The sequence below is a fragment of the Rhodococcus sp. NPDC057297 genome (assembly GCF_042667435.1).
Taxonomy (GTDB): domain Bacteria; phylum Actinomycetota; class Actinomycetes; order Mycobacteriales; family Mycobacteriaceae; genus Rhodococcoides.
Window position 1 is genome coordinate 1 of the sequence record NZ_JBHUZE010000017.1, and the last position, 19,621, is coordinate 19,621.

Sequence of the window (19,621 nt, forward strand, 5' to 3'; positions counted from 1 at the left end):
CGCCAGTAGTCGAGGTGGCGGGAGAGTTCGGGGGTGGGGTCGGCGGCGTCGCCGAGGGTGGTGCGTTGCCAGGTGGCGTAGTGGGCGTAGGTGACTGGTAGTGGTGTCCAGGTCGGGGCGGTGCCGGCCTGTCGTGCGGTGTAGGCGGCGGCGAGGTCGGTGAGCAGGGCGGGGGTGGACCATTCGTCGATCGCGTGGTGGTGCGCGATGAGGGCGATGGTCCATTCGGTGTCGGCGGTGCGGAGGATGGCGACGCGGAGGGGGAGGTCGGTAGCGAGGTCGAATCCGGTGTTGATGAGAGCGGCGATATAGGTGTCGGGGTCGGTATCGGTGTGGGGGTGGGTGTTGTCGGTGCCGCGTAGGTCGGTGATCTCGATGGTGAGTCGTTCGGGGATGTGGGCGGGTTCGATGATGTGTTGGGTGAGGGTGCCGTCGTGTTCGACGAGCAGGGTGCGCAGGGGGTGGTGGCGGGTGACGAGGTCGGCGATGGCGGTGGTGAACGCGGCGGTGTCGAGGTTTCCGGTGAGGGTCCAGAGGGTGGGGACGACGTACTGGGAGGCGGGTCCGCCGAGTTGGTCGATGATCCAGAGTGCTTGTTGGCCGTAGGAGGCGGGGATCGGGTCGGTGAGCGGGATGTCGGTGATGCGTACTGGTGACAGGTGTGCTGTGGCGCCGTCGACGGTGGTGTCGAGGGTGGCGATGGTGGTGTCGACGAGGTGCGCGAGGCCGGTGATGGTGGGGGTGGTGAACACTTCGCGCAGGGTCAGGGAGGTGCCGAGCTCGGCGTTGATGCGGGCGGCGACGCGGGTGGCGGTCAGGGAGTGTCCGCCGAGGCGGAAGAAGTCGTCGTCGATGGACAAGGGTGCATCGCTGGGTAGTCCGAGTACGTCGGTGAAGATGGTGGTGAGGGTGATTTCTGTTGCGGTGGTGGGTGCTGTTCCACCGGCCAGCGCACTGGTCAGGTCGGGTGTGGGGAGTGCCCGGCGGTCGAGTTTGCCGTTGGGGGTGACGGGGACGGTGGTGATGGGGATGAAGACGGTGGGGATCATGTAGTCGGGTAGTCGGTCGGTGAGGAATGCCCGTAGTTCATCGTCGGTGGCCTCATTGTCGGTGGTGCTGGTGTGGTAGGCGGCGAGGTATTTTCCGGTGCCGCTGCCGTTGGTGTTTCCGGGGTGTTCGGCGGCGATGACGATGGCGGTCGATACGGCGGGGTGCTGTTCGAGGACGGTGCGGATGTCGTCGAGTTCGATGCGGTAGCCGCGGATCTTGACTTGGTCGTCGGTGCGGCCGAGGTAGTCGAGTTGGCCGTCGTGGTTCCAGCGGACGAGGTCGCCGGTGCGGTAGAGGCGTTCGCCGGATCCGGTGGGGTCGGCGATGAAGCGGGTGGCGGTGAGGTCGGGTCGGTTGATGTAGCCGTCGGCGAGTTGGGTGCCGCCGAGGTAGAGCTCTCCTGTGATGCCGACGGGTACCGGTCGGAGCCAGGTGTCGAGGACACACACGTGTGTGTTCGCTACCGGTGTACCGATCGGCACGGTCACCACATCAGCCAGCGCGTCTGCGTGAACGGGTGTGGTGGTGATTTCGACGGCGGCCTCGGTCGGGCCGTAGAGGTTGTGCAGTTCGGCTCCGGCGAAGAGTCGGTCTGCGGCGGCGGCGTTCGCGGCGGGGAGTGCTTCGCCGGAGAAGAACAGCCACCGCACCGACGCCAACCGGTCCGGGTCGGGAGTCGACCCGAGGAACGCCGCGAGCATGGCGGGCACGAAATGCAGCACCGTGACCTGATGGCGGTCGATGACGTCGGCCAGATAATCGGGGTCCTTGTGGCCACCGTCTTTCGCGACGACCAAGGTAGCGCCCACAGTGAACGGAAGGAAGAACTCCCCGACGGACACATCGAAGACAGCAGGCGTTTTCTGCAGGATCCGATCACCGGAGCCGATCCCGTAGTCTTCGGCCATCCACGCGAGACGATTCACAATCGCCTGATGGGAGACCATGACCCCCTTCGGGCGGCCCGTGGTGCCAGAGGTGAAAATGACATACGCCGTATCCGCCGGGGTGAGGGCGCGCGCCAACACCGGCGCCGCACGCTCCCCACGTACCAGTCGTGCAGATACCGCGGGGTCGTCGAGGAAGTCACCGTTGATGACCACCCTCGGGGTGGCGTCGGCGAGGATGTGCCCCATCCGCTCGCTCGGGTACTCCGGATCGATCGGCACATACGCTGCCCCGGCCCGTATGACCGCGAGCAGGGCAGTCACCAGATCGACACTGCGGGGCAGCTGCACTGCGACCCGGTCCCCCACCCGCACACCACGTTCGATCAGCACGTGTGCCAAAGCGTTGACCCGCGGATCGAACTCGGTGTAGGACCACTCGGTTCCACTGTCGTCGACGACCGCGACCGCATCCGCAGATGCAGCCACACGGTCCTTGATGACTGCATCCAACGTCGAACCCGGGACCTCGGACACCCGTCCCGTCGACCATTCCGCCGGGACTTCGCGCGCGAAAGACACGTCCAGGGAAGCGATCGAGCGGTCCGGGTCGGTTGCGAACACCTCGACGACGCGCTCGAGAACTGCCGTGAACTGCGCGGCAACGTCGGTGTCGAACAGATCGGGCCGATACGACAACCGCACCCACGTCTCGGCGCCCGCTTGCGCGGCGAACGTGAGTGGGTAGTGCGTCGTTTCCCGGCCCGACTCACCGAGAATCGTGATTCCGGCGTTGTCCCGGACGAGTTCGAGCGTCTCGGAGTCCGACGGGTAGTTCTGGTAGACCATCAACGTGTCGAACAGCGGCTGGTGCCCGCTCAGACGCTGCAACTCGGCGAGCGATACCTGATGATCCTCGATCAGCGCGGAGTTCTGGTCCTGCACCCGGCGCACCGCGTCGGCAAGGCTGAGCCTGCCCTCCAGCGGCACGACCACCGGAACCGTGTTGATGAACGAGCCCACCGCGTCCTCGACCCCGTCGACCTCCGGGGGACGGCCCGACACAACGGCACCGAATACAACCGTGTCCTGGCCGGTGATCGTATTCAGGAACACCGCCCAGACCGTCTGCAGCAGACTGCTCATCGTGGCACCGGCAGATCGGGCCACATCGGCAAGAGCTGCGCTGGTGTCGGCGTCGAGTTCCACCACGATGTCCTCGGGCAGTCCCGCGACGCTCGAACCAGCCTCGGGCGCAACGAGGGTCGGCTCCGAGACCGGGGCGAGCACGTCGGCCCACCGCTGCAGCGAAGCCTGGGCATCGCGTGCCGTCATCCAGGACAGGAACTTCGCGAACGACAGATCCGGTTCGACCACGTCGGCCGGCCGTCCGTACGCCTCCCACATCGTTTCGAGAAGTCGGACCATGGACCAACCGTCGACGAGCGCGTGGTGAATCGACAGGATGAACGCGTGGCCGGCCCGATACCGCACGACCGTCGCGCGCACCAACGGCGCCCGAGAGAAGTCGATCCGGGTCGCGCGGTCACGTTGGGCGATCTCTTCGACGTCGGACATGTCGGCGACGTCGATGACCGTGACCGGGATGTCCACCGCGGTCGGCACGACTGCAACGGACTCGCCCCCGGACGTGGAAGCAATCGCGATCTTCAAGTTCGGGAACCGCTCGAGCAGTTGGTGCAGCGCAACCCGGAATCGCTCCGGCTCGCCGGCACCGTCGAGGTGGAACACGGTCTGGGCAGCGTAGACGTCGACTCCCCCGTCACTCGACCCGAGCATCGACTCCACCACGAGCCCGTGCTGCAGCGGTGTCAAGGGGTGCACATCGGCCAGCTCGCCATAGATGCCCTCCCAGCGCTCGAGATCGGCTTGCGTCACGCCGCGCGCGAGCACGTCCGACGGAGATCGTCGAACCAGGACCGCTGAGCGTGCGTACTCGGCGAGTGAACTCAATGCTTGAACCCACAGCTCGACGAGTTCGTCGACCTCGTCCTTGGACAGGACACCGGACGCATAAGCGATATCGCCTCTGAGAGTCCACCCGTCGCCTTCGGGTACCGCTGCGATGTTGATATCGGCCGCCGAGTCGATGCTCTGACCCGATGTCTCGTACGCGTCGATACCCGGCAGTTCCGGTGCAAGATCCCACGCCGCGTTCTCATCGGAAGCATCTCCGCCGGCAAACTGACCGAGGTAGTTGAACCCGATCTGTGGACCGCGCCCGGACCCCAGCCGCTCGCCCACCTCGGAATTGAGCTGCCACAGCATTCCGAAGCCGATACCGCGGTCGGGGACCGCAGCGAGTTGCTCCTTGATCCGGAGCACTGCCTCCGCCGCGCTCTTCGGGTCGAGGACGGCGAGGACCGGATCGACATCTGCGGTATCGAGCACCACGGGGAAGAACGACGTGAACCAGCCGATGGTGCGCGACAGATCCGCACCGGAAACGATGTTCTCCTCCCTTCCATGGCCCTCGAGTCCGATGAGCAGCCGCTTGTCGGTCGTTCCCCGTCTGCCGCGCCATGCTCCGACCGCGATCGCCAAACCGCCGAGCAGGACGTCGTTGATCTCGGCCGAGAGCACATGGGGCACGTCGGTAAGCAACGCCGACGTCAACGCAGACGGCACGCGTACGGCGGCCACGGCCGCCGTCTCGGTGGTGTCGATCGCGGGGTCGAGTTCACGTGAACCCAACAGCGGTTCGTCGATCTCCGACGCCGACCAGTAGTCGGCTTGAGCGAGAAGGTCCGCGTCACGAGCACGCGAGGCCAGCGCACTCGACCATGCCGCGAGTGACGTACCCACTGCAGGTAGCGGATCCGTCGCAACGCCGGTTTCCAACTCCCACGCATGGGTCAAGTCGTCACCGATGATGCGCCAGGACACACCGTCCACGACCAGATGGTGGATGACGAGCACCAGTCGCCCGGTGGGCTCGGCATCGCTGGTCACCCAGCGCGCCTGCCACAGCACACCGTCCTGCAGGTTCATCGACTGTCCGAACTCGGCGACCAACTCGCCGACACGCTCGACCCATTGCGGATCGGACCACAGGCGCGGCGTCGTCTCGGAGCCCAGCCGTTCGTCCGTCGCGCCGTGCGGTGTCACCTCGAACCGCCACTGCCCCTCTCGCGCGAGCCCGTCTCGCACCAATCTGCCGCGCAGTGCTGCGTGGTGATCGACAACGCGGCCAAGTACCCGCGACACGAGTTTCTCGTCGGCACCCGCGGGTGTGACGAAGACTGCGGACTGCACGAACGTACCGAAGGTCGGTGAATCCACCAGGGGAACCGCAATCGGCCACAGACCCGACGAGAGCACGTCGGGCCGGGCGCCAGTCGATTCCTCCGCGGCGCGCGCATCGGCCAGTCGGGCCAGCGCCGAGACCCTTCGCGCGGTGAAGACCTCGGACGCCTTGATGGTGACGCCGGCGCGCCGAGCCCGTGACACCACCTGGATCGACAGGATGCTGTCACCACCCAGACGGAAGAAGTCGTCGTCGACAGAGAAGGCGGCGTCCGCCGACAGGCGAAGCACGTCCCGGAAGATCTCGGTGAGTGTGCGTTCGGTGTCGGTCTCCGCGGCTCGTCCCGAACCACCCGTCGGCGCCGACTCCGGCGCGGGCAGAGCGCGTCGATCGAGCTTGCCGTTCGGTGTCAGCGGGAAGGAATCCACCCGGGTGTAACTGCTCGGCACCATGTACTCGGGCAGGTGTTCTTCCGCGTGCGTGCGCAAGACCGTGCTCAGATCGTCGGTGGCCGTGTAATACGCGGCGAGCGTCTTTCCGCCACCAGGATGATCCGCCGCGACGACCGCCGCGGACACCACGTCCGGGTGAGTTTCGAGCGCCGCCCGAACTTCGTCGGGTTCGATTCGATAGCCGCGGATCTTGACCTGCTCGTCGGCGCGACCGAGGTAATCGATGTTGTCCGAGGAGTTCCAACGGGCCAGGTCGCCGGTGCGGTACATGCGCTCGCCCGGTTCCCACGGGCACGCGAGAAAACGCTCGGACGTCAGGGCGGCCTGTCCCCAGTAGCCGCGCGCGATACCCGCGCCGGCCAGATACAGCTCACCTGCAACGCCAGGCAGCGTCGGCTGAAGGTTTCCGTCGACGATGTACGCACGCGTGTTGAAGATGGGGGTGCCCACGCTCGGTGCATCGCTGTCGGCAAGGTCTGCGCCGAGCGCGTTGATCGTGTACTCGGTCGGGCCGTACAGGTTGTACGACTCGACCCCGGGAGCGTCGCGCAACTGCCGCCACAACCGCTCCGGCACGGCCTCACCACCGAGCGAAACGAACACGACTCCCGGTGCATCGGACGACACCGATCGTCCCGCCGGACGATCACGTTCGAGCAGGCCTTCGTCGACCAGCACCTGCCCGTACGACGGCGTGACATCGAATCCGTCGACGCGTGTACGGTCGTAATGCGTGAGCAATCCGTGGGGGTCGCGGCGCAGTTCGTCGTCGATGACATGCACCTCGTGGCCGTTCAGCAGCCAGAACAGCTGTTCCCACGAGGCATCGAACGAGAACGACGTGGTGTGCGCGATTTTCATACGTCGTCCGGCCTGATGCGCGACGACACGGTCGAAGATCTTCTCGACATGGTTGACGTACATGTTCGTCAGGCCGCGGTAGCCCACGGCGACGCCCTTCGGCCGGCCCGTCGAGCCGGAGGTGAAGATGATGTACGCAAGGTGATCGAGCTCGATCCTGCCACCGCGGTCGGCATCTCCGATCGGGCTCGAGTCGAGGGCCGCAATGCGGTCGCGGGTGGCGGGATCGTCGAGGTCGACGCCGCGGGTGTCACCGATTCGGCTCGCGTCCCGACCGGTCACCAACGTCACCGTTGGACGCGCGAGACCGAGCATGTAGCCGATGCGATCGTCGGGCAGCGCTCTGTCGATCGGCACATACGCCGCACCGACGGCGAACACCGCGAACATCGCGATGACCATGCGCTCGTCACGTGGTAGGAGGAGCGCGACGCGATGCTCGGACCGGACACCCTCCTCGAGAAGTAGCCGAGCGTACCGATTGACCTCCGCTGCGAACTCCGTGAACGTCAGAACGCGGTCCCCCGCGACCAGTGCGGTCTCCGCCCCGGACAGGTGGACCTGCTCGTCGAGCAGATCCGCAACCGTCACGGTCGGGACCTCGCGGACCAGGTCGGCCGCGATGCCGGTGTGCGGCACTGCTTCGTCGGCCAGAAGGGCGGAAAGCTGCCCGACCGGACCGTCGAGGTTCTGTACGAGCGCGACCAGCACCTGCAGGAACCGTTCGAGCAGTTCCAGCGCAGACGCCTCGGTGTACGCATCGTGGCGGTACACCAGCCGAACATGCACAACGGTCTCACCGTCGACCTCGGACGGATCGATCGCGAACGTGACCGGATAGTGCGTCTCGTCATCGACCTCCGTCGTCACGAGCTCGAACTCGCCCGGGGCGGCCTCTTCCTCGAAAGGAAGGTTCTGCACCACGAACAGCGTGTCGAACATCGTGGACATGTCGGCCGCGGCCTGGATTTTGGTCAGCGACGCATAGGGATGATCGATCACCTGCAACTGCTCGTGCTGCACGCGGGTGAGCAGGGCTCGTACCGAGTCGAACGGTGAAAAGCTCACTCGCAACGGGACAGTGTTGAACAGCAGTCCGACGATTCGATCGGAGTCGGCGAGCTCCGGGGGACGTCCGGAGACGGTGTTTCCGAACACGACATCGTTGCTGCCGACCAACTGCCCGAGCGTCACGCCCCACGCTGCCTGAAGCACCGTGCCGACGGTGACGCCGGACGCCCGCGCGGCGGCATGTACTGCGGCTGCGGCGGCACTGTCGAGATCGCGATGCAGTTCGCCCGATCCGTCGCGCCCTTCACCGGCGGCAACCCCGGCCGGCCAGACGAGCGTCGGGCCGGACAGCTCGGCGAGGTACGAACTCCACGCGCGGTAAGCAGCGTCGATGTCCTGATCGGACAGCCAGTCGAGGTAACTGCGGAACGACGCCGGCCGCACTCGCGCGGAATACTCGGGGTCTCGGTAGGTATCGAAGATCTCGTCGAGAACGGCACTCGTCGACCAGCCGTCGAGCAGGATGTGCTCGAACGTCATCGCAAGCTTCCACTCGTCGATACCGTGCTCGATGAGTGTGAAGCGAATGAGCGGCGGCGTTTCGAAATCGAACGGCACATCGCATTCTTCGGCAAGGAAATCCGTTGTCTCGACGCCCAGTTCGCGCCACTGCTCCAGTCGGATGATCCGGATCGGTGCGTCGGCGACCGGCGGGATGACCTGCGCTTCGCCGGACGGCAGGAACGCCGAACGAAGATTGGGATAGCGCCCGAGCACTGTGCGAACCGCCGCCACCAGTCGGTCAGGATCGAGGGTGCCGACGACGCCCTGCGTCACCTGCGACATGTACGAGTTGTGCCCGCCCGATTCACGGGCTCGGACCATGTGGAACAGCAGGCCCTGCTGAAGAGGTGACAGCGGAAGCAGTTCGGCGCCAGTACCGTAGCGCGCGCGGACGCTGCCCTCGTCCGCGGCGGAGAGGGTCAAGCGGTCCGCGCGACGCACACCGAACGACGAGCCTGCGCCGGATGACGGAGCCGCCGCGATGACTGCGACTGAGATCTCGTCGACGATAGCTGCCACGATTTCGTCGGCCGGCGTGACAACCGTGGCGTCGGTGTCGACCTCGACCCTCACCGATCGAGTTCCCGACTCGGTGCTCGACACTCCGACCAGTACGCGTACGGCGACCGGCATCGTCGCCGGCCCTGTCGCTGCACTATCGGCATCGGTCGTGAAAACGCTCACCCGCGCGTGCGGCGTCGGAAGGTCGTCGAAGAATGAACCGAACCGGGAATGGTTGGAAAGCCCTGCATAGTCCGCGGCTCGCTCGCGGATCGGCGAAAGGTGTGCTGCAATCGACGAACCCGTGAGATCTGCGGCAAGCTGAACGTCGTCGAGGACAAGAGGCAAACCGATCACAGTGCCGGCGTTCAACGGTTCCGCAACCTCGAGAACAAGATTGCCGTCGACGAGATCGATCGCCTCGAAAGCACGAACCACCGCGGCAACGATCGCTGCCCGCGTGAACTCCGCACCCTCGGCGTTCTTTTCGACTGTGATGGTCGAGTTCTGCCACGCAGACTCCACCGGCCCGCGAGCCGGCTCACCGCCGTCGTGATCGGCAAGTTCGTCGACCCAGTCCTCCCAGAACGGATCGTCGAGAACCGCGGTCCAGACCTCGTCGGAACGCAAATCCCGGTCGATCGAAACCGCGACGACCTCCATCGCAGTACCCGCACGGTAGGCGCCGACGAGGGCCGTCACGACCTCTCGTGCATCGTCGAGAAGCGTGGGGTTGTCCACGTCCGCTGTCAGTTCACCGCTGCCGTCGTCTCGGACGCCCAACCGAAGGGATGCAAGGTGCGGGGCCGCGAGCGTGAGGTGCGTGGTCGCCGCGTGCCATAGCGAGTCATCGCCAATATCGAAGTTTGGCAGCTGAATTCGAAATCTTGACGCACCAGCGGCGGGCGACTCCGTGCCGCCACGAAGCGCCGCGCGAACGAACTGGGCCAGCTGGCGGACCGCTAAGTCAGGGTGGCGCGCACCCAGAACCAAGAAGAGTCGAGCGGATTCGAGCAAACGTGATGTCGTCTCCTCGACGAACAGCTCGCGGGTGGCATCGAGTCCGATACTCAGGGTTCCATCGGGTCGACGGTCGAGTGAGTACACCAGGTCGTACAGCGCCGGGACCGCGTCGTCGACGCTGTCCTCAGCCGGAAGTAGCGGCGCGAGAGCCGCGTCCGCATACGTGCGAACCTCGCGATTGTCACGGAAAGCAGCCATGACCTGAAAGATCGGGCTCAGCCCGGGAATTCGCGTCGGGTTGACGGCCTCGACCACGTGCTCGAACGGGACGAGCTTGTGTTCCACCGCGCCGAGGAGGCGGTCCCGGACGTCGCTGAGCGTGGTCCCGAAGCCGAGCGCAGCATCGATATCTACACGCACGACCACCGAGTTGACGAAATATCCGATGAGGTCGGCCAATTCGGGTTCGTCGCGCAGGGTCACGGGAGTACCGACCGGCACGTGCGCACCGGCGCCTTCGTTCCACAGCGCGAGTGACAGCGCCGTGATGACTGCATGCAGCGGCGTGGCCCGATGCTCGATCAGGAGATCGTCGACGGTGTCGGTGTCCGAGCTGGACAGCACTGCCTCGACGGACCGAATCGTACGCTCGTCGGTGTCCCCGCGGGCAGAATCCAGCGGCAGCGGCGTTTCGACTGGAAGGCCGGCGAGCAGGTCCCGCCAGTAGTCGAGTTCGACCTGATGACGGGAACCGGAGTCGTCTCGGTCGCCGAGGACGTCGCGGTGCCACACCGCGAAGTCGGCGTACTGGACCGCGAGTGGTTCCAGTGGTTCGCCGATGTAGAAGGCCGTCAGGTCGCGGATGAACGGCCCAACCGAATTCTCGTCGGTGACCATGTGGTGCGCATGTGTCACCAGCACATCGCCGTCTTCGTGTCGCAACAGCGTGAACTGCATTCCGAAGTCGGTCGCCAGATCCAGCGGCGCAATCAGCAGTTCGCCGATGCGGGCGTCGAGGTTGCTGCGCTCGATCTCCTCGATTCCCAGCCGGCCCTGCCGAGCTTCGTGCACGACTTGAATCAATGACGACGATTCTTCGTCGAAGACGAAGGTGGTGCGCAGTACTTCGTGTCTTTCGACCAGTAGGTGAATTGCCTGCTGCAGCGCATCGAGGTCTGCGCGGCCCCGGAACTCGCGATCCTGGAACTCGCGACCCTGGAACTGCAGTGCCTCGACCGTGCGGTAGATCGTCCGGTCCGTGACTTGCTCGGCCAGCCACAGCGATTGCTGGCCGAACGACATCGGTATCTCGTCGGGTCGCTCGACGTCACCGACCCGCACCACCGGCGGAGAGACGCGTGATGCATCCCCGACGACCCGAGCCAGTTCGGCGATAGTCGGATTGTCGAAAACCTCACGCAGAGACAACGACACGTCCATGGCCGCATTCACTCCGGAGACCACGCCGCTCGCGAGCAGTGAATGGCCACCCAATCGGAAGAAGTTGTCGTTGACGCTGAGCACGACGTCGTCGCCGAGATGTAGAACCTCGGAGAACACACGCGCAAGAGTGTGTTCGGCTGCAGTCTCCGGCAACTTACCGCTGAGGCCCGCGCCCGCTCCGAGATCAGGAGCAGGTAGCGCCCGACGATCGAGTTTTCCGTTGACGGTCACCGGAAACTCACTCAGTACGGTGAAAGTCGAGGGGACCATGTACTCGGGCAGCGTGCTTACGGCATGCGCCCGAAGTACCTCGACGAAGTTCGCGGTCGAGTCTCCTGTAGCAGTGACGTAGGCGGCGAGGAACTTGCCACCCGCCGGGTGATCCAACGCGAGCACCGCTGCCCGACGAACCCCGGGATGCGCCGAGATCGCGACTTCGACTTCTTCCAGCTCTAGTCGTTGGCCCCTGATCTTGACCTGATTGTCGGCGCGACCGAGGAACTCGAGCATTCCGTCCTCGGTCCACCGCGCGAGGTCACCGGTGCGATACATGCGCGAGCCGTCGGCATCGAACGGGTTTGCGACGAAGCTACCGGCTGTGAGCAGCCCACTGCCGACATACCCACGGCCCAACAAGAATCCGGCTGCGTACAACTCGCCGCCGGTGCCCATCGGAGTCGGTTCGAGGTCCTCGTCCAGGACATAGAGCTGGGTGTGTGGATTGGGACGACCGATCGACGTCGCGATTCGCTCGGCCCGCTCTCGGTAGATGACGTGCGAGACACCGATCGTCGCTTCCGCAGGGCCGTATCCGTGGTAGAGCGTCGTCGTCAGCTGATCACGGAACCGGCTGAAGAGATCGGGGGTGAGGACTTCACCGCCACACCACACGTGCCGGACGCCTTCGAGCGCCGACGCGCCGCGTGCCGACCGTTCGAGGTCGAGCACGAGGAGCGCATCGAGCATCGATGAGACGAGATACAGATACGTGACCTGCTCGCGCGCGATGAGGTCGAGCAGATAGTCGGGGTCTTTTTCACTGCCGTTCGCCGCGACGACGACACGTCCGCCGGACACGAGCGGAAGCAGAATCTCGTTCACGGAGATGTCGAAGGCCAGGGGCGCCTTGAACAGCGACGCATCGTCGTTGCCGAACATGAGAACGTGGTCCCGCTGCCAGGTGAGTCGCTCGCAGATCGCCTCATGACGGATCATCGCGCCCTTCGGCGTTCCGGTCGATCCCGAAGTGAAGATCACGTACGCGAGCTGAGAGCCGTCGAGCTCGAGGTTCGGTGCAACGGAGGAGAATTCGCCGTACTGCCAGTCCTCGAGGTCCACCTCGATCGATTCCACCGGTAGCGACGGCTGGTCCTGGGCCGAGACGACTGCGATCCGCGCTGCCGAGTCCGCGATCACGCGGTCACGTCGAGCCGCGGGCCACTGCGGGTCGACCGGCACGAACGCACCGCCGGCAGTCATGATGGCCAACGCGGCCACGACCATCTCGGCCGATCGCGGCAGGCAGATTCCGACGACCCCTTCGGTGTCGAGCCCGGAGCCGAGCAACCGGTGCGACAGCTGCGCGACCCTCTCGGACAGTTCGGAAAAGGTGAGTCGGCGGTCACCGTCGACGAGAGCGACAGCGTCCGGGGTTGCGCGAGCCGCCGCCGCGAACAGCTCCGGAACAGTCGCGGTCACTGCGGGAGATGTGTGGTCGTTCCACCGTTGATGCAGCTCGGCGATATCGACGGGCGCGGTCATCATTCTCCCTGAGTTAGCTTAGCCAAACCTATTGTTTTTCTACTGTGGTGCTTGCCGGGGTGTGGTGTCAAGCCGATAGCCTGTGGCCCAACTCGGTACCTTCGAGGACACAGATCTCAGCGACGACGACGTACCTCTCGGATGAGCAACCACACGAGATATGCGCCTCCCGCAACCACGGTCACCACACCGACCGGCAACTCGACCGGCAGTAGATTCTGCGCCGTGACGTCGGCGGCAGCGAGCAACAATGCCCCCGTGAACGCCGCAGGCGCGAGGGTGACTCCCGGGCTACGAGCCAGTCGACGGGCGATCTGCGGCGCCGCGAGCGCGACGAACACGATCGGGCCTGCAGCAGCGGTCACGGTCGCGGTGAGCGCTACACCTAGTACGAGCACGACGACGCGCACACGTTCCACACGCGCACCTGTAGCCCGAGCGGCGTCGTCACCGAGTTCGAGTTGTTTGAGTGCCGGTGAAAACACGGCAAGCACGCCGAAGAGCAGAAGGATGACGCCGCTGCCGATCAGCGCTTGACCCCAACTCGTGCCGGTGAGCGATCCGGCACCCCACGCGGCGGCGCTCATGGCGACCTTGAGTTTCGCGTTCAACATCAACCACGTATTGAGGGAGGTCAGCATCGCAGAAATCGCGATTCCGACGATGATCAGCCGAAAGCCCTGTACCCCACCCCGCCACGCGAGGAGGTAGACGACGACTGCTGTCGCGATACCACCGATCAGTGCCCCTGCGGCCAACTGCAGATACGAACCGTGGATCAAGATGATCACGACCAACGCGCCGGAGTAGGACCCCGCGCTGAATCCGATGATGTCCGGTGACGCCAGCGGGTTGCGGATCAGCGATTGAAAAGCCGCGCCGGATACCCCCAACGCAGCGCCGAACACGACCGCCGCGACTGCCCGCGGCGCCCGCCACTCGACGACGACTGTGCGAGCGAAACCGGCACCGGGATCTCCGGTTACAGCAGCCCACACTTGGGCGAGGCTCAGCGGGTAATCGCCGAGAGTCAAGGCCCAAACCGTCACCGCGAGAGTCGCAATCGCCAGCACTGCGCAGACGAGGACACTTCTGCCGTGCCAGCGTGTGGCCCAACCGCCGGTGCGAACCACGAGCGTGCGGTGTCCGAAATCCACCTGCCGTTCGGCGGCGGTCTCGAGACCTGTTGAACTCACAGGCCACTCACCTTTGCTCGGCGGACAAGATAAATGAGCACCGGGGCGCCGACGAATGCAGTCACGATGCCGACCGGGAACTCACCCGGCCGGATGACGACGCGACCGACGATGTCGGCGGCCAGCAGCAGTGATGGTGCGAGAACGAGCGTGTAGCCGATGATCCAGCGCTGGTCCGGGCCGACGATCCACCGCGCCACGTGCGGAATCATGAGGCCCACGAAACCGATCGGGCCGGCGATGGCGGTCGCTCCGCCGGCCAGCAGCGTCACCGCGATGATCACGATCACGCGTGTGCGATTGACGTGTGCGCCGAGCGCGCTCGCCAGGTCGTCCCCCAGTGCGATGGTGTTCAGTGAATTGGCAGCGATTGCGGCCAGCACCACTCCGACGATCAAGAACGGAAGCACCGGCAACAGAACGTCCCAGCCTCGATCGACGAGGCTGCCTGCGTACCAACTGCGCATCTGGTCGAACGTCTTGGGATCGGTGAGAACCCAACCGGTAACGATGCCGGACAGGACCGCTCCGAATGCGACACCCGCCAGCGTCAGGTGAACCGGGTCTGCTCCACCGCGCCCCATCGAACCGATCACGTAGACAACGACGGTGACGACCAACGCGCCGAGGAAAGCGAACCAGACGTATCCACTGACGGTGGTCACACCGAACACCGCTATGCCGACGACGACGAAGAATTCGGCGCCGGCGTTGACCCCGAGAATGCCGGGATCAGCGAGCGGATTACGCGTCAAGGCCTGAATGAGTGCACCGGACACCCCGAGCGCGACGCCGACGGCGAGACCCACTGCGGTTCGCGGAATGCGCATGTCCCATACGACGTAGGCGTCGCCTTTGCCGGTGTTGTGCAGGAGTGAGTCGAACACCACCGACAGCGGGATGTCCTTCGATCCGACGGCGATGCTCAGGAGCACCAAGACGACGAGTGAAGCGATCGCGATGAACAATCCGATCGCGCGCCGCCCGACGCTCGTGGACGCCGTTGCACGGCGAACCCCCTCCGGCGTTTCAGCAGGCGGAGGAGCATGACCGGTTCGTGTTGTCACTCGATTCGCTTTCTGGTGGTGGACACACGTCCAGCCGCCTCGTGCGCTACGAGGCGGCTGGACGAAGATGGGTCCGGCCTATGCGCCCGTGTTGAGCGCCGATGCCTCCAACTGCGGGACGACCTCGTCGACCCACCACTGCACGCTCGACGGAGTCGGCGGATTCACCGCGAGCCACTGCGGACCGTAGAGGTAGACGAGCGTCCCGTTCTTCGCGGCAGCAAGCTCGGGAACGCGGGGATCGGCCTCGAACGCTGTCCTGAATGTGTTCTCCGGGTCGGCGTACTCGTGAGTGACGATGAACACGACGTCAGCGGAGAACTGGTCGATGTTCTCGAGCGAGTACTTGGGTGCGTTCGCCGCGACACTGTCGCCCTCGCCTGTCGGCTGCCCGTCTCCGGGCGTCAAGCCAAGAGCCTCGATGGGCTCGTTCGCATACTCGGTGAGCCACAGCTGCTGATTGTCCCCGTCCAGCACTCCCAGCTGGAACGTCTTACCTTGCAGGCCAGGTAGTTTCGCAGCGGCCTCGGACAATGTGGCCTCGTACTTGGCCTCGGTCTCGTCGACGATCTTCTCGTCGTGCCCGGTGAGCGCCGCAAGAGACGCCAGATTGTCCTGCCAGCTGGTGTCGCCGCCTTCGTCCTGCGTTTCCAAACCGACATAGGTGGGTGCGATGGAAGAAAGACGATCGTAGACTTGCTCGTCGGCGCTCCAGACACTCGTGAGGATCAGGTCCGGATCCAGGGCGGCAATAGCCTCCGGCGAATCCATCCCCTCCGCCGTGTAGAGGTCCGCGTTGAAATCGCCGTCGTACAGACCCTGCAACCATGGGTAGTCATCGAGGTCGGACGCTTCCCCCGACACCGCGATCGGCTTCTCGCCCAGGACGTCCAGCAGTCCGATCCAGTCGGTTCCTACAGCGACGATCCGCTCGGGCTTCTCCTCGACGGTGACGTCACCGTAAGCGGCGTCGATCGTGACCGGGAACGCACCGTCGCTCGACGCACTGTCGCTCGACGCACTGTCGCTCGACGCGCCGTTCGTGGCACCGTCGGACGAGTCGCTCGAGCAACCCGCGAGCACCAAACCGACACTGACCAAACCTGCAAGCAATGCTGTCGCGCGCCTAGGCGCGGCAAGCGTTTTCATAGACGTTCCTCTCGTGTACTTCGATGGTTCGATGTTCGGTCAGACGTTCACGGATGCCGTGACGTCACCGGTCTCACGCCGCGCGATCACGTCACGGAGCGATTTGGGACGCAGGTCGGTCCACGTTCGTTCGATCCACTCGAGCACCTCCGCGCGTGGTGCACCGTCCGGGGCTCCGTGAGCGATCGCCCATCCACCCGGGACCGGCTTGAAGGTGGGCCACAGCGAGTACTGCTCTTCATGGTTGACGAGCGCAAAGAACCGGCCCTGGTCGTCGTCGAACGGGTTGTTCGCCACATTTCTCCTTCGGTTCGAGCGCAGTTACTCGGCGTTGCCGCACGGACGGTCACCGACGGACGTGCTCGTATGGCGACATATCGCAGCGAACAGTAGCAACAAAGATCAGTTAAGGCTAGGCTACCTTCAGCACTGCACGCTCGCCTGGGTCCGAGCTCGCCGGATCCGCTCGTCCGGACAGAGCCGATCTCGAAAGCGCAAGGCCGCCAGGCTCATATAGAAAGACCGGACGATTGCCGAACACGACCATCCACCAAGTCGGTCCATCCACGTCGCCTGGCCCAGCCCCCACACCGGCGTCCACCGACCGACTCAGCGTCGATTCCGCCACGATCGGTTACGACCGACGAGTCATCTCCGAGCAACTGAGCGTGTCGATTCCCGACCAGTCGTTGACCGTCATCGTCGGACCGAACGCGTGCGGCAAGTCGACACTGCTGCGTGCACTGTCTCGGCTCATCAAGCCGAACTCCGGGCAAGTGATTCTCGATGGGGCGGACATTCGCTCGTACCAGACCAAGGAGGTCGCCCGCCGCATCGGCCTGTTGCCGCAAAGCGCTCTCGCGCCGGACGGGATCACCGTTGCCGACCTGGTCAGCCGCGGCCGGTTCCCGCATCAGAAGCTCCTTCGGCAGTGGACCGCCTCCGACGAGGCGGCAGTACTGACGGCAATGGACGCGACAGGCGTCACCGAACTCTCCGGACGACCGGTCGACGAACTGTCCGGCGGACAGCGCCAACGTGTCTGGGTGGCAATGGCTTTGGCGCAAGAGACCGAAATCATGCTACTCGACGAACCGACCACCTTCCTCGACATCGCCCACCAGATCGAACTCCTCGAGCTGTTCACGGACCTGAATCACCTCGGCCGGACGCTCGTCGCGGTACTGCACGACCTCAACCATGCGGCCCGGTACGGAACCCACCTCATCGCAATGAAGGACGGCTCCATCGTTGCCGAGGGTGCGCCGTCGGACATCGTCACCGCCGACCTCGTACACGAGGTGTTCGGACTCGAGTGCATCGTTCAGCCCGACCCGGTCACGGGCACACCGGCGGTCACACCGCTGGGCCGCCGGCGCATCCCGCACACGGCTGAGTAACCTCCGACCTCTTTGTGACCTCGGCGGCACCGCCTACCTGTCGCCGATCGACACGACGCGCTTTCATCCGGGCCGTGCCCGTGGGACGGTCCGCTGCGCCCGCTGCCGCTCCTCCGCGCAAAACTCGGAATCCTACTGTTAGGTTAGGCTAAGCATTTCCTAGAGAAGGAGTTCGGTGTGATCGAGGTTCGTCTTCCGCTGACGTCTGCGCAGTTGGGCGTTTGGACCGCTGAGCACGTCACACCAGGCGCCGACGCCTTCCGAATCTCCCAACTGATCTGGCTGGACGGCGACATCGACACCCCGCTCCTGGAGCGCGCAATCGGCGTCGCAACCTCCGAAGCAGACGTCCTCGGCCTTCGCCCCGCCGAGGGCGCCGACGGCCTACCGATGCTGCACCGGGAGATCGGGCCGGTCGGTACGACGACCGTGGTCGAGCACGATCGACCGGATGACCGGATCCGCGCCGAAGCGTGGACGAGGTGCCACGAATGCGGCGCAGGCGACGACCGATTCGAGTCGGTGTCGGTGATCCATCGCCGGGCCGACGGCTGGGCGTGGGAGTTCGCCACCCATCACCTGCTCCTCGATGCTTACGGCCTCGGATTGGTGGCTCGCCGCGTCGCCGAGGTGTACACCGCACTCGTCGGTAACGAGCCGATCCCGCCGCGATGGTTCGGGGCGTACTCCGAACTCGAAGAATCGCGCGACACGAACCTCGACGACCATTGGGTGCAACGATTCGAAGCCGTCGACGACATCACTCCGGTCACCTTCGATGCGTCCCGACAGTTCTTCCTGACCGACGCTCGAACACACGTCGTCATCCCGGCGGACGTGGCCGAGTCGATCGATCAGTTGGCTCGTGCTGCCCGCGTGAACTGGTCCGATGTTGTCGCCCTGGGCTGGGGCCTGTACACCGCATCCCTCGTCGGCCGCGATGCGTTCGCCGTGCGATTCCCGCAGATGAACCGATCCGGGCGACCCGCCCTGACGACTCCGGCAATGCTCGTCGGCGCAGCCCCCGTGGTCTTTCGTCCGAACCCGTCGGCAACCGTGCGCGAACTGCTGCAGCAGGTGAACAGTGAACTGCGAACCGCTGCACGTCACGTCGCAGCTGGGGAGAAGCTGGCGCACATCTGGCCGAACGGGCCGGACGACTACCAGGCGATTCCGCAGCTGAACATCAAGGCATTCGACTACAACCAGTCCTTCGGCGCGATCCGTGGGCGTCAAGAGACGATCGCCGGCGGACCGGTCGGGTTCCTCGACCTCATGGCGTATCGCGATTCGGTCCACGGATTCCTTGTGGACGTGGCTACGAGCGATCCTGCACTAGCGGCTTCCGGAGTGGTCGACACAGCGAATGGATTCGTGCAGTTCCTCGGTCGACTCGGGGCCGCTCCAGATACTCGGATCGCGTCGGTGAGGGTGATCGATGCTGAGCTGGCGCTCTCGGCGGGTCCGGTTGTGCCGGTGGCGGATTCGACGGTGGATGTGTTGACTCGGCGGCAGGCGAATGTGTCGGCGGATGCGGTCGCTGTCATCGACGACGACAGCGGAACCGAGTTCTCCTACACCGACTTCGATGCACGCATCAACGCACTCGCACACATACTGATCGAACGTGGGGTTCAGGTCGGCGACCGCGTCGCCGTTCAACTCCCGCGCAGCATCGACCTCGTGACCGCCCTGCACGCCGTCATCCGCGCCGGCGCAGCGTACGTACCCATCGACCCCGACTACCCGGATGAGCGGGTCGGGCACATCCTCGACGACGCGTCACCCACAGTGGTCATCACCGCAGAGTTCCTCGACAACCCGGCGGTCTCGGCACGCCTGGCACGCGGCGAGCGTGCAGCACCGGTGTTGGCGCGGGCCCTGACCCCGGCGGACACGGCGTATGTCCTGTTCACTTCCGGTACCACCGGACGCCCCAAAGGCGTCATGATTTCCCACCAGGCGATCATCAACCGCCTCACCTGGATGGCCGAAGACTACGCACTCGGCCCCGGTGATCGGATCCTGCAGAAAACCCCCGCCGTCTT

General features: G+C 65.1%; 7 protein-coding genes. 2 read left to right on the plus strand and 5 right to left on the minus strand.

Going from position 1 to position 19,621, the window contains the following annotated elements; all coding sequences use genetic code 11:
* The 5 genes from ACFULT_RS27075 to ACFULT_RS27095 form a co-directional block, all read right to left on the minus strand.
* The coding region (locus ACFULT_RS27075; protein WP_378483080.1) for an amino acid adenylation domain-containing protein at positions 1–12,761 on the minus strand (12,761 nt) is incomplete at its 3' end.
* A gap of 116 nt (positions 12,762–12,877) precedes the next feature.
* Positions 12,878–13,957: a FecCD family ABC transporter permease gene (locus ACFULT_RS27080; protein ID WP_378483081.1), complete on the minus strand. Its 1,080-nt coding sequence runs from the start codon at positions 13,955–13,957 to the stop codon at positions 12,878–12,880.
* On the minus strand, positions 13,954–14,925 hold the full coding sequence (locus tag ACFULT_RS27085) for an iron chelate uptake ABC transporter family permease subunit (RefSeq protein WP_019667403.1): 972 nt from the start codon (positions 14,923–14,925) through the stop codon (positions 13,954–13,956). The genes ACFULT_RS27080 and ACFULT_RS27085 overlap by 4 nt, the downstream gene beginning before the upstream one ends.
* A gap of 177 nt (positions 14,926–15,102) precedes the next feature.
* Complete coding sequence (locus tag ACFULT_RS27090) at positions 15,103–16,173, minus strand: ABC transporter substrate-binding protein (RefSeq protein ID WP_378483082.1); 1,071 nt, start codon at positions 16,171–16,173, stop codon at positions 15,103–15,105.
* Positions 16,174–16,212: 39 nt separating this feature from the next.
* The gene (locus ACFULT_RS27095; RefSeq protein WP_019667401.1) at positions 16,213–16,470 is read right to left on the minus strand and encodes an MbtH family protein; all 258 of its coding nucleotides are present in this window, start codon (positions 16,468–16,470) and stop codon (positions 16,213–16,215) included.
* A 233-nt stretch (positions 16,471–16,703) separates the two neighbouring features.
* Between ACFULT_RS27095 and ACFULT_RS27100 the strand changes: the two genes are divergently transcribed.
* Both ACFULT_RS27100 and ACFULT_RS27105 read left to right on the plus strand, forming a co-directional pair.
* A complete protein-coding gene (locus ACFULT_RS27100) occupies positions 16,704–17,573 on the plus strand; it encodes an ABC transporter ATP-binding protein (protein WP_378483083.1) in 870 nt (289 codons plus the stop codon).
* Between the two features lie 177 nt (positions 17,574–17,750).
* Positions 17,751–19,621: AMP-binding protein (locus ACFULT_RS27105; protein ID WP_378483084.1), on the plus strand; the 1,871-nt coding region annotated here is incomplete at its 3' end.

Coding starts and splice junctions, on each gene's coding strand:
- ACFULT_RS27090 (WP_378483082.1), bottom strand. CDS start 16,173: ATGAAAACGCTTGCCGCGCCTAGGCGCGCGACAGCATTGCTTGCAGGT.